Origin of the sequence: Erwinia sp. E602, from assembly GCF_018141005.1 — a bacterium.
Classification (GTDB): Bacteria; Pseudomonadota; Gammaproteobacteria; order Enterobacterales; family Enterobacteriaceae; genus Erwinia.
Genome location: NZ_CP046582.1, coordinates 591347 through 603804, shown reverse-complemented (window position 1 = coordinate 603804; position 12458 = coordinate 591347). Strand labels below are relative to the sequence as shown.

Genomic DNA, 12458 nt, shown 5'->3' with positions numbered 1-12458 from the left:
TCCCTAAGATTTTTCTAATGTATTACGCCGCTTAGCCTTTTCTGTCTGCTAAAAACGCCACCGCCCCCGGCAGACGGGCTGGCGGGGGCGGTGAACGACGGGCGATGGCCGGGCGGCTTAGTGCACCTGCCACTTCTCCGCCAGCTTCAGCGCCGCGGCGCGGATTGCCGCCACGCTCTCTTCGTAGTCTTCGGCCGTCAGCGTCTCCAGCTGCGCGGCGTTCTGCTCCGGCTGGCCGTGCAGCGCGATGGTTGCCAGCGCCGGCTTCATCGCCTCCGGCAGCGTCGACCAGTCGCCGAGCGCCACGCCCTTCATATAGCCGACGCACCAGTCTTCCACCACGGTGAACTCCTGGCCTTCCATCTCATTGGTGCCGAACAGCGGATCGAACTGATCCGGGTAGTCGCGCAGGCGATCGACGATATCGTTGGTCTGCTGCGCCACCAGGTTCATAAAGGTCTGGAACTGCTCTTCTGACTCCCAGTCCGGGAAGTCGCCGCCCCAGATCGTCGGCAGCCACAGCTCCACCGCTACCGGCTGCGGTGGGGTGACAACGGCGGTCAGCAGGCCGTCCAGCTCGGAGGCGTCCAGTACCGAATCATCGTTGCCGTATTCAGCCAGCACATCGTCCAGCCATTCCAGTTGTTCAGCGCTCAGTGGGCCCTGGGTCATTATTCTCTCCTCAGCGTTCGGTTGCCCGCGGCGGCGCCGGCGGGATAACAGTGCAATGGCGGGTATTCTCCCGGTCGCGGCGGCAAAAAGCTACCTTTGCCGCATGTTGTGCGGTTACAGCCGGATTATCACCCCCTGGCCGGACTGCTACAGCGAAGGCAGCGATATCAGCCTGACCGGCACCCTGCTGCGCATCACCTGGCCCGGCCCGCCAAACTACGAGAGCGTGGAACAGGGCGACGAACCGGAGACCTACTGGGCGCTAAAGAGCGATAAGCCGGTCTGTGCTAACGATGCACCGGACTGGGGGGATGAGAAGCTGCTGCAACTGACGGTAGATCCGGCGATGTATAAGACGCACCGTAACCTGATTGACCAGCACGTGCGCGTCAGCGGCACGCTGCTGTATGCCGAGACCGGGCACCACCATACGCCGATGATGATTGGGGTGGGGACGCTGGCGGCCGAGCCTGAGTAAAGCAGTGCCGGGCGCGGCATGTGCCCGGTTCTTATGCCCCTTAAAAAAGGCATAACAGCGTTAATGCATTATTTCAGGTGCATTCACCCGGATGCGCTGCGCAGCCAAAAAAACGCCCGGCCATCCCGGCCAGGCGTTTTCCTTATCGGCTGACGAACGTGCAACTTACCTTCTCGCCACCCGAGGCGCACGAAACACCAGCATAATACCGCCGATAATCGCCGCCATCCCGGCGATACCGGACCACGGCAGCGCGTTGCCGAGCAGCAGATAGTCGAGCAGCGCGGTGATCACCGGCACCAGGTAGAACAGGCTGGTGACGTTAACGATACTGCCGGCGTTGAGCAGCCGGTACAGCAGCAGCTGCGCCACCACCGAGATCAGCACGCCGAGGAACAGCACCGCGACGATAAACTGCCCGCTCAGGTCGGTGTGAAAGCCGCCGACGGGCACCAGCAGCACGCAGAGCAGCAGGCTGACGGCGTACTGCAGCGGCAGCACGTCGGCGGGCGGCTGGCGGATCTGCTTTTGCATAATCGAACCGAAGGTCATCAGCAGCAGCGCCGCCAGCGCAAACAAAATGCCGGAAAGCGCGAGGTGCGAAGCGGCCAGGCTACGCCACACCAGCAGCACCAGCCCGGACAGCGCCACCAGCAGCCCGAGCAGCCGCAGCCCCTGCATCCGCCGCTCGACCAGCGCCAGCGTCAGGATCGGCTGGATGCCCATAATGGTGGCGATCAGCCCCGGCGTTACCCCGCGATCCATCGCCTCAAAATAACAAATCGCATAACCGCCGATGATCATCAGCCCGGTCAGCGCCACCTGGCGGGCGCTACCGCGCTGCGGCAGCAGGCGACGGCGCAGCAGGCCAATCGCCAGCAACGCCAGTAGCGCAATGGCAAAACGGCAGATCAGCAGCGCCATCGGCGAGGCGTGATCGAGCCCGAGGCGGGTAAAAATCGCGGCGCTGCCCCACAGCAGCACAAAGCCTGCGGTCGCACCCTGAGATGCGAGGTGGGAAGTATTAAAACGCATGAAAAACTCCGGTTACCTGGTTTTGTAGTCGTTGGCGCAGTCAGCCGGCGGCAGACAGGTGCAGGGCGTGAACTGGCCGTTAGCGTTCGGGGCGCTTATACCCCGGCAACAACAACAGCAACAACGCGAGGTGGCGGACAGGTAACGGAGTAAAGGTGATGACGCCATGCCACAGCGACAGCCGCCGCAGGCGCGGTGCGGGCAGAAACGGGCTGTGGTCGTGGGGTTGAGAGGGTCATCACTGTTTTGTCGGTTTGATTTGATTGGGAATTAACTTAGCATGTGAATTGAGCGTAAACAACCGCTGGGGAATGCCCTGTGCGGTCATTGCACGATTCGGCATTAAGCGGTGGGGTATGCAGATTGATCAGCCCGAGCCGGGAACAGCATAATTTGCAAGCAGGACCCATAGTGTTGATTTCACTTCCTGCCGATGAGCCTGCTGGTTTAGTATTGAACCCTGAGATACAAGAAAAGCCCGCAATCAAGGTGTTTCTGTGGGTACATTTAACGGGTAATAGCTTTTAAAATAATCCTTATCACCCCACTTATACGGTTTTCTCTGATTATCGCGCTTCATCTCAGCAATAGCTTCACCCATGAGTTCCAGACATGATCTCCCCGCCTTACCCGCTTGAGGAAGCACCCTTTGAGCCCGTGCGAAGTATTCAATAACCGACTGCTTATTATAAATTTTCGGATCAGGCGTATATACGCAAATGATATAGGAACCGAATCTGTCGCGTTCCGTCGATTGTTCTTCTCTGGCGATCAGCTTATCAACCTGCGCAAGTACCTTCAACGTTGCGGGAGCCGAGCGGATCAGTGATGCAGCCAGCGCATTCATTAGCGGTATATATTGTGATTGGGGAATACTGTCGATAATACCCGGAACCACCTCCAGCCATGCCGGCTGTGATGACTTAACGCCATTAATAAGTTCATCAACGTTGGCTGTGTCTGTCAAAAGCAGATGTTTTTTATGACTGTCTACCGTTAGTAACTCCTTAGGCTGCAAAGCACTCGCAAACACTGGAACCAGTAATGCAAAGATAGCTAATAATTTCATGGCACTACCACCAAAACTTTATCAGCAGAGTTAACAACTTCTCTCCGGGTACCCAGTCCCATAACGATACACCCTTCAGAAGCCCAACCAGAAGGCCCCTTGACACGCTCACCGTGTATTCTGAATTCACTCCGACCAAAACTTTCTCCTGAAACTTGCGTTAAAATAATGGTGAGCGGTCCTTTAGAACGGGTATGAATCCCTATCCTGTAGGTTCCCTGCGGAATTGGCCCTAACCCCTTTACCTGCTGACGAGAAGGATTGTTTTTATTCGTCATCCTTCCAGAATATCCTGTCTCAACATGCCGTCCGTTATAGGAAAGCTCACCGGTGCTTTGGCTGTAAACCCACATAAATCTGTCTCCTGGTATCAGATAGCAACGGTGTTACGCTCATTCCAGCTATCCGAATGAACGATATTACCTTTCAGGTAATGCCACTTGATTTTTTCATACTTCAATTCAATACACTCAAGATGATTACATTTTTCACCATAGTCACTCTTGATGTCATACATTAGTGAGGAGATGGCTTCTACTTTTACATTCTCCATAACAATGGAAAAGTAATGCTCTTCCATACCAGCATCATTTATATTGTAGAACCTTAGCTCAGCAAGCCTGAGGGTTTTCCCCGTCGTTAACGCCTGATATAAATACGGGCTTGACGAGTCAACCTCCTTATCAACACAAAATGCTGAATGAATACGCGTTCCTGTAACTTTTCCGTTGGCATTGTCTGTCGGAGTTTCAATGCAGTGATTTAAGCATATGATTTCGATGCTGCTTTCACGATCCTGAACATCGACACTTCCTTTAATGAGGTTCCCGGCATCGTCATAGAGCCATAGATAAACGGGTATTGCCATGGTCAAATCCTGTGATGAGTTCAAAGAAGATTCTAATCTACTCAGAATGTGCGCTACGGATTTTGTCTTTACGTGGCATTGAAGAAAAGTAAATCGAAAATCAATTTTCATATGATATGAAGCAAGCAAGACAGAAAAAAAGCAAAAACAGACTTGAGTCATGAGAGAAAGCAGAATCTTACTGAGCGGCTTAAATGCAGTGGTTGTAAATTAAATCGCCATGCTCATTACCGATTATACACGGCCAGACATTGCCGATTATCTGATACTCCGCTGAACGTCTTCAAGACTGGTACACCAGCCCTGCCGTGCAGGTTGGTTGATAAGCTGGCACCCTAAAAACCGCCCTTGCACTCCGGAATGTAGCTATTACATTTTTATTCGAGCCACACTGCACATATTGAATTTAAATTAAATTAATCAGGATTTAGCAAGGCATGAGGAATATAATTACCGGGTACTCAGACGCGGGGCGAATGTGTCTCACCACATTCGCCCCGCTAACCACAAAAACTATACGGAGTAGTGATCATGGCTAAGCAGGAGTGTAATGCAGCAGAAGACAGATCAGAAGTTGCCGTTTCATCGATTCGGCATTTAACGGTGGGATATGCGAGCACGCTTCCGGATTATCAGCACGTTGCGGCGCTAAACATGAAGGGCAAGTGGCTGGAGGCGGCAGGTTTTACCACCGGTACCGAAGTGGATGTGCGGGTGATGGCCGGCTGTCTGGTGATCACCGCGCGGGAACCGGAGCCCCAGCTGATGAAATCACTGCGTAAGGTATGCAAATTTTCCGGGCGTAAACAGCAGCAGGTAGAGGCGTTTATAGGTGCGATGGCAGGTAAGTAACTGGCAGCCACCGTTCAACCGCACCACCCCCGGAAACAGCCGTGAAAACCAGCATACCTGCTGATTAATTGTTCAGCTATTGAATGCTAAGCAGGCAGCCCACATACTACCAGCCAGACGAAACTGAACGGGATTACACTGCGTGAGCAAGGCACATATCAATCCGGCAATGCTGACCTGGGCGCGCGAGCGTTCAGGTATTGCCGTGGAACGATTTGCCCGGCTGTGCGGCGTTGATGAGCAGCGGCTGAGAGAGTGGGAAGCCGGAAGCCACAGTATCACCTTCAACCAGGCGATGACCTTTGCGCACAAGGCCCATATCCCGTTTGGTTATCTGTTCCTGGCCCTGCCGCCGGTTGAACAACTACCGGTGCCGGACCTGCGCACGGTGCAGGGCAAAGGCGTTAGCCGCCCCAGCGCCGAGCTGTTGGATCTGCTGAAAATTATGCTGCAGCGGCAGGAGTGGTACAGAGAGTATCTGCAGCAGCAGATGATACCACCTGGCCGGCTTTCCGGCCGCTTTTCACGCCACGATGCGGCAGACGCTATCGTCCGGGATATGCGTCAGACGCTTAACGTCGACGCCCATCCCTCCCGCGGAAGCTGGGAAGAGTATTATCGCGAGCTGGTGAATAAAATTGAGCAGGCTGGCGTGCTGGTGATGCGCTCCGCCAGCCTCGGCCACCACAGCCGCCCCTTTAACGTGGAAGAGTTCCGGGGTTTTGCCATCGCCGATGACTATGCGCCGATTATTTTCGTGAATCATGCCGACGCCCCCGGCGCGCGGTTATTTACCTTAATCCATGAGCTTTGCCATATCTGGATTGGACTGTCTGGCGTCTCCGATGGGGGTGTTACAGCTCATCTGCAACAGGAAGCGCTGTGTAACCACGTAGCGGCAGAGTTCCTGGTGCCCGCAGCCGAGTTTATGGCCCACTGGCGCACGGACTATCCCGACTGGCAGAGCAACCTCGCTCCGCTGGAGAGCCATTTCCACGTCAGCCGCTGGGTACTGACCCGGCGGGCGTTAACGCTCGGCCTGATCGACAAAACGGCTCACGATGACTATATCCGCTCATTACAGGCGGCTTATGCCGCCCGGGAAAAAGAGCCCGGTGGCCCGAACTATTACCGGACCAAAAAAGCGCAGATTAGCCCTTCTTTCTCCCGGGCGGTGGTGAGCCAGGCGTTGAGCGGGCAGCTGCTGTTACGTGAAGCGAGCGATCTGCTCGATGGGATTAAACCTGGAAAGATTGCCCGATTTGCCGGAGAACTGGGACTATGAAATATCTTCTGGATGCCAATACTTACATTGAGGCCAAAAACTTCTATTACGGCATGGATATTTGCCCGGCCTACTGGCAGTGGCTCGACTGGCAATTTGAGCTGGGCACGGTGGCAAGCGTAGATATGATTGGCAGAGAGTTGAGAGACGGTGACGACGAGCTGGCGCAGTGGGCCAGACAGCGCCCGGCGCACTTTGTTGCTAATGATGACGAAGCAACACAGCAGATATTTCAGCAGATCCTGTCTGATGTTATGGCTGGCGATTACAACGCACGTGAGCGTGATAATTTTCTGGCAAAAGCCGATCCGTGGATCATTGCGAAAAGTAAAGCCATTGGCGCGACACTCATTACTCATGAGTCGCTGTTGCCTGTCACATCCCGCAAAATCCGCATCCCCAATATCTGCCAAAATATCGAGGTTCCGTGGATGAACACTTTCCAGTTTTTACGGCAGTTAAATGCACGCTTTGCGCTGGAATCCCGCTAATCAAGAAGTGGAATTGGACAATCTTCAGTGGTTCTGGCCGGGTATAAACCTCGCTCGAAAAAATGAAACTATCAACGTTAGCAGGTTGAAGATAACGGGTTACTCCAGAATTAGTCTCATCCCTGACATCCTCAGTTGCTCTGCATACTCCTCCCCCAGCCCCGTATCACTGACAATATGCGTAAACGCTGCCAGCGGCACCACGCCGAACAGCGCGTGCTGGCCGTACTTGCTGCTGTCGGCGATCAGCACCTTCTTTCCGGCGTTAGCCATCGCCGCCTGCTTTATCGCCGCTTTCTCCTCCGTTGGCGCGGTCACGCCCTGTTCCAGGCTCCACGCGTTGCAGCTTATAAAGGCCACGTCCGGGTGGATGCCGCGCAGCAGGCTGCGGCCGGGATCGCCGATGCAGGACTGGCTGCTGCTGTCGATGCGCCCGCCGATCACCGTCACGTCAATCTGGCGGAACGCCGATAAGAACAGCGCGACAGGCAGATCGCCGGTAAACACCCGCAGCGGCAGATGCACCAGGCAGCGCGCCAGCTCCAGCGCGGTGGTGCCGGCGTCCAGCACTATGGCATCGCCCGGCTGCACCAGCGTGGCGGCAGCGCGGGCGATGGTCTGCTTCTGCTTAAGATTGCGCTGCTGCTTCTCCGGCGTGGTCGGCTGCAGGGGAACAAACTGCTTCAGCGCCACGCCGCCGTGGCTGCGGACGATCGCGCCGCGATCGTCCAGCTTGATCAGATCGCGACGGATCGTTGCCGGGGAGGCGCGGGTGGCCGCCACCAGCTGTTCAACGGTGACCAGGTTGTGGCTTTTCAGCACCGCCATGATCTGCTCAATACGCTGCTGCGTGCTCATACAGACCTGCCTGCCATGCTTCCCCGATCCGTACCCGCGCCCGGCTGCTCCACTGCATCTGCCTTCTCTCTGCCTGATCGGGTCACAGGCTCTTTTTCTCCGCCGGCGTCTGTCACATACCGGACTTCCCCCACCAGCTTCATCGCCAGCTTAATCGCCGCCACCATGCTGGCCGGCTTGGCCTTACCCTGCCACGCAATATCAAACGCCGTACCGTGATCGACGGAGGTGCGGATAAACGGCAGCCCGGCGGTAATATTCACTCCGTCGTAGAAGCCCAGCAGCTTCAGCGGGATATGCCCCTGATCGTGATACATCGCCACCACCATATCGTACTGCCCCTCACTCGCCTGCAGGAACACCGTATCCGGCGGGCACGGGCCGGTCACCTGCCAGCCCTGCGCCCGCGCGGCGGCGATGGCCGGCGCAACGATGGCGATCTCCTCATCGCCAAACAGCCCGTTCTCCCCGGCGTGGGGGTTGACCCCGGCCACGGCGATACGCGGTGCCGCATAGCCCACCAGCTGCAAAAACCGCCCGGCGAGTGCAATTACCGAGGTAATCCGCGCTGCGCTGAGCGTATTTAAAAACTGCCGCAGCGCGATATGGGTGGAGACATGGATAACCTTCAGCCGGTCGGTATACAACAGCATCGCGACATCGCGGCTGCCGGTCAGCTCTGCCAGCAGCTCGGTGTGGCCGGGATAAGGGTGCCCGGCCAGATGCAGCGCTGCTTTGTTCAGCGGGGCGGTGGCGATGGCCTGCACCTGTCCCGCCATCGCCAGTTCGGCCGCCCGCTTCACGCAGCGGTAAGCCAGATCCCCGGCCTGCGACTGTACCCGGCCCGGCCGCAGTGCGCCGGGATCGGCCAGCGGCTCGTCCAGCACGTGGACAACACCTGGCATAAAGCGTGCCTGGGCAACCTGTGAGATGGCCCGCAGTTCGACCGCCGGAACCAGCCCCGCCGCATATACCCGTTGCAGGGTTGCCAGGCACCCGACCACCAGCACCGGTGCGCCGCTCAGCTCACCGCCCAGCGCGTTGAGAATGATTTCCGGGCCGATGCCGGCCGCATCGCCCATCGTTACCGCAATTGTGTTCATCAGTACCTCTCCTCAATAAAGGTCAGCGCGTCGCACAGCGCACTCTCTGCGCCAAAACCGCCCGCTTTGGTGATCACCGGGATATCGTCGATTTCACCGCCCGTCAGCGTGCCGAAGGGAATACAGGCGGCAACCTCACCGGCAATCCGGTAGCCATGCGCCCCCAGCGCGACGGCCACCGCGGCGGCGGTATCGCCCCCGGTGAGGATCAGCCCGCCGATGCGGGTCAGCCCGGTCACCCTATGCGCCAGCCTGCCGAGCTGCTGGCTAATCTGCCCGGCCACCTGGCGACGGGTGAGCAGATGCTGCTGGCAGTAGCGGCTGACCGTCGTGCGCTCCCGCGCCTGCTGGCGGGTGCAGAGAATGCAGTGCCGCCCGTGGGCCAGGTGACGCGCCACCTGCTCCGCCAGCTGTTGCAGTTCGCTACCGGAGGCGCTGCCAAGCAGCACGGCCATCGCCACTTCAACCACCTCAGCGTGACCGCGCTGCCTGGCCGCCTCCACCTGACGGCGGGTGACCTCATTCATCGATCCGGCCACCACCAGCACCGGCAGGGCGTGATGACGATAGGCCGCCACCGGCAGCGCGTGCGCCAGCCCGGCCGCCCCGACCAGCAGCGGCACCTGCGGCATCGCCAGCGCCGCGCGGGCAATCTGCTGCAGATCGTCGTCCGTTACCGCATCCACCACCACCATCGCGCGGCCACCCGTGCAGAGCCGGGCTAACGCACTCCCCAGCTGGTGATACCTGACCTGATGCAGGCCAATCTCATACACCGGCAGACGGCTCTGCGCGGCGATCAGCGTGCGGATGCGGGAAGAGGCCAGCGGCGTAACCGCATCGCGGGCAAACGCCGTCTCCAGCAGCGGCACCTGATGCACCCGGCACTCGCCCTGCTCGGTGGTGCGCCCGGCGGCGGGGATGGCCGCTGCGATCACCGCCAGCCGCTTGCCCGCCGCAAGCATCGCAGCTTCCACCTCGGCCCCGACGTTGCCACGAAAGGTCGAATCAATTTTTTTAAACACCAGCGGCGGATCCTGACCGGGCGTGCACCACGGATGCAGCACCTGAGCTACGGTGCGTGCCGCCGCCGCCGCCGCGCTGGCACGACTTTCGGTATTCACCACCAGCACATCGCTGCACGGTGACGGTCTCTGCTGCGGGGTGAGCAGCACCTCGGTGCGTACGCCGTTTTTTGCCAGCTGCGCGCCGGTATCGCAGGCACCGGTAAAATCATCGGCTATCACAATCAGCTTCATGCGGCCTCCTTCAGCGGATTGCGCGCGCTGCCTGTTTCTCTCCACGGGGCCAGTAACGGCGTAAGGTTCGCAGTGGTGATTTCCCTTAGCTCCATATTGCCTCCTTTAATTGGCTGTGCGCGCTGCCTGTTTCTCTCCACGAGGTTAGTAAAGGCATCAGGTTCGCAGTGGTGATTTCCCTCAGCTTCATACTGCCTCCTTTAACGGCCTGCGTGCGTTGCGCCTTGCCACCCACGAGGTCAGCAGCGGCGTCAGAATGGCGGTGGTTATCACCGACGCGGCAATCAGCGGTGCGGCGGCGGCTGCCACCTGCGCCAGCGACGGGTCGGCCTGCGCGATCGCCAGCGGCGTGGCAACCGCATTACCGGCGGTGCTGGACGCCGCCGCCCCGGCCACCCCGGAGCCACCCACCAGACGATCGGCTGCCATATTAAACAGGCCACCAACCAGCGTGGTCAGCACGCCCAGCACAATACCGGCCAGCCCGCCCTGCAGCAGCATCTCCAGATTGATGCCCGCCCCCAGCGCAAAGGCAAACAGCGGTATCAGCACCGGCCCGCCGCGGGTTAGGAACGCGCGCATCTGCGGGTCAAGATTGCCCAGCAGCATCCCCAGCGCCAGCGGCACCAGCACCGCCACCAGCGACATCAGCGGAATGCTCGCCATCCCGGCCGCGCCCAGCGCGATCATGGTAAAAAACGGCCCGTCGTTCAGCGACAGAATCGAAATCGCCCCCACGTCCCGCTGGTTGCCGAACTCGCCGACCAGCGCGGCATACAGCCCGCCGTTGGAGTTGCTCATCGCCGCGATAATCGCCAGCCCGCTCAGGCCAAACAGCCCTTCTGTTCCGAACGCGCGGTCAACGGCCAGCCCGAGCACAACGGCGACCAGCAGCTTGGTCAGGGTGATGGTGCTGCCTGCCAGCAAGGCTTTGGGGGCGGTTCTGAGGGTGATGCCTGCACCCATGCACAGCAGAAAGGCGGCGATCAGGGGGGCGGCGCCGTTTTTGAAGAGTACGGTGGTGAAACCGCCGATCTCGAGTGCCTGGGGGTGGAAAGTGTTGAGCAGTGCGCCGAGGGCTAAGGGGATCACCATCATGCCGCCGGGGATGGATTCTATTCGTTGCTTGAGGTTCATTGGGTGTGAGTCCTTTCTGGGTGATTGGGATTGGTCAGGGTGACTGTAAATAATCAGGTCGCGGGGAGGTTTGAAGGGGGTCACAGGGTGGGGAGTTTGGATGAAGTGCTATGGGGGGCAGCGGAGAACTGGTGGGCTATAGGTTAGTCGTAGAGGTATAAGTAGACCTGTTTTAGTTCCAGCCACTTTTTGAGATTTTCGGGTTTCAGCCATCAGCCGGTACTCGTCCGGCGTCAGGTTGTTCAAGGACTCATGAGGGCATTCGCCGTTGTATTCGGTAAGCCAGCGCTCTGTGATTTCCCTTGCTTCGTTCAGCGTACTGAACAGATAAAAATCCAGTATTTCTGTCCGGTACGTCCGGTTGAACCTTTCGATAAAGGCATTCTGCGTTGGCTTTCCGGGCCTGATAAATTCCAGCATTACCCCCTGCTCTTCTGCCCACTGGGCTAGAACCAGTGAGACCAGCTCTGGCCCGTTATCCATACGCATCTTCAGCGGATATCCACGGTTTGCCACGATCCTGTCCAGCACTCTCACGACCCGCTGCGCCGGGATATTCAGGTCAATTTCTATTGCCAGCGCTTCCCGATTAAAATCATCCACCACGTTAAAAGTCCGAAAGCGCCTCCCGCAGACCAGTGCGTCGTGCATAAAATCGATGGACCAGCTCTGATTAAGCGCCTCAGGCGTTGCCAGTGGAGCCGGGTTACGTACCGGCAGACGCTGTTTTCCCTTGCGGCGAAAATTCAGTTTCAGAAGACAGTAAATCCGGTGAACACGTTTGTGATTCCATGCATACCCCTGCCGACGAAGTACCTGAAAAAGCTTCTTAAATCCGTACCGCGGATAGCGTTCAGCCGCCGCGATCAGCACCACAATCACCGGCTCATTACGTCGCGTATCTGGCTGATAACGAAATACCGTCCTGCTCAGCGACAATGTCCTGCATGCCTGACGTAAGCTCATGGCAAACTACGCGGTCAGATAGCTGACCAGCTCACGCTTTATCGCTGGTCTTAAAGCTTTTTTTCAATAACGTCTTTCAGGGCGCGGCATTCGAGACTCAGGTCCGCAAACATCTGTTTCAGCCGACGGTTTTCATACTCGAGGTCTTTCATCTTTTTGATATCAGAAGCTTCCATACCGCCAAACTTCGCTTTCCAGTTGTAATACGAGGCCTCAGAGATCCCGGCTTCGCGGCAGACATCTTTAACGGTACGTCCGGCTTCGACGGACTTCAGAACGGTGATGGTCTGGTGTTCGGTGAATCGTGCTTTGCGCATGGCGATCTCCTCCAAGGACACAATCAGTATGCCGGAAGATCTCTAAAAGTGAATGGTGCGTTTAGCAG

12 protein-coding genes and 2 pseudogenes are annotated in these 12458 nt (G+C 57.9%); 4 read left to right on the top strand and 10 right to left on the bottom strand.

Annotated features, from left to right (window positions below; translation table 11 throughout):
- Positions 1–117 precede the first annotated feature (117 nt).
- On the bottom strand, positions 118–672 hold the full coding sequence (locus GKQ23_RS04190; RefSeq protein WP_212409830.1) for a UPF0149 family protein: 555 nt from the start codon (positions 670–672) through the stop codon (positions 118–120).
- Between the two features lie 55 nt (positions 673–727).
- Here GKQ23_RS04190 and GKQ23_RS04185 point away from each other — a divergent pair, with 55 nt between their 5' ends.
- Positions 728–1150, top strand: coding sequence for a DUF4431 domain-containing protein (locus tag GKQ23_RS04185; protein ID WP_212409829.1), 423 nt, complete (start codon positions 728–730; stop codon positions 1148–1150).
- Between the two features lie 165 nt (positions 1151–1315).
- Here the strand turns inward: GKQ23_RS04185 and GKQ23_RS04180 are convergent, their stop codons facing one another.
- The 4 genes from GKQ23_RS04180 to tssD form a co-directional block, all read right to left on the bottom strand.
- A complete protein-coding gene (locus GKQ23_RS04180) occupies positions 1316–2185 on the bottom strand; it encodes a DMT family transporter (protein ID WP_212409828.1) in 870 nt (289 codons plus the stop codon).
- A 484-nt stretch (positions 2186–2669) separates the two neighbouring features.
- A complete protein-coding gene (locus GKQ23_RS04175; RefSeq protein WP_212409827.1) occupies positions 2670–3254 on the bottom strand; it encodes a hypothetical protein in 585 nt (194 codons plus the stop codon).
- Positions 3251–3607: a tlde1 domain-containing protein gene (locus tag GKQ23_RS04170; protein ID WP_212409826.1), complete on the bottom strand. Its 357-nt coding sequence runs from the start codon at positions 3605–3607 to the stop codon at positions 3251–3253. The genes GKQ23_RS04175 and GKQ23_RS04170 overlap by 4 nt, the downstream gene beginning before the upstream one ends.
- 17 nt (positions 3608–3624) lie before the next feature.
- Positions 3625–4122, bottom strand: a complete 498-nt coding sequence (gene tssD, locus GKQ23_RS04165; RefSeq protein WP_212409825.1) for a type VI secretion system tube protein TssD — start codon at positions 4120–4122, stop codon at positions 3625–3627.
- A 531-nt stretch (positions 4123–4653) separates the two neighbouring features.
- Here tssD and symE point away from each other — a divergent pair.
- The 3 genes from symE (at position 4654) to GKQ23_RS04150 (ending at position 6750) form a co-directional block, all read left to right on the top strand.
- Entirely contained in the window at positions 4654–4974 is a 321-nt protein-coding gene (gene symE / locus GKQ23_RS04160; protein ID WP_056231340.1) for an endoribonuclease SymE, read from the top strand.
- A gap of 142 nt (positions 4975–5116) precedes the next feature.
- Positions 5117–6259: an XRE family transcriptional regulator gene (locus tag GKQ23_RS04155; protein ID WP_212409824.1), complete on the top strand. Its 1143-nt coding sequence runs from the start codon at positions 5117–5119 to the stop codon at positions 6257–6259.
- Entirely contained in the window at positions 6256–6750 is a 495-nt protein-coding gene (locus tag GKQ23_RS04150; protein WP_212409823.1) for a DUF4411 family protein, read from the top strand. Before GKQ23_RS04155 ends, GKQ23_RS04150 begins: the two co-directional genes overlap by 4 nt.
- A gap of 99 nt (positions 6751–6849) precedes the next feature.
- Here GKQ23_RS04150 and GKQ23_RS04145 read toward each other — a convergent pair whose 3' ends face one another.
- The 5 genes and pseudogenes from GKQ23_RS04145 to GKQ23_RS04125 form a co-directional block, all read right to left on the bottom strand.
- Complete coding sequence (locus GKQ23_RS04145) at positions 6850–7608, bottom strand: DeoR/GlpR family DNA-binding transcription regulator (RefSeq protein WP_212409822.1); 759 nt, start codon at positions 7606–7608, stop codon at positions 6850–6852.
- A 134-nt stretch (positions 7609–7742) separates the two neighbouring features.
- Positions 7743–8711, bottom strand: a pseudogene (locus GKQ23_RS04140) (D-threonate 4-phosphate dehydrogenase); the annotation flags it as partial.
- Complete coding sequence (locus tag GKQ23_RS04135) at positions 8711–9970, bottom strand: four-carbon acid sugar kinase family protein (RefSeq protein ID WP_212409820.1); 1260 nt, start codon at positions 9968–9970, stop codon at positions 8711–8713. The pseudogene GKQ23_RS04140 and the gene GKQ23_RS04135, both read right to left, overlap by 1 nt.
- A gap of 186 nt (positions 9971–10156) precedes the next feature.
- On the bottom strand, positions 10157–11107 hold the full coding sequence (locus GKQ23_RS04130; protein WP_212409819.1) for a 2-keto-3-deoxygluconate permease 1: 951 nt from the start codon (positions 11105–11107) through the stop codon (positions 10157–10159).
- A gap of 172 nt (positions 11108–11279) precedes the next feature.
- Positions 11280–12390: pseudogene (locus GKQ23_RS04125) on the bottom strand (IS3 family transposase).
- Positions 12391–12458 lie beyond the last annotated feature (68 nt).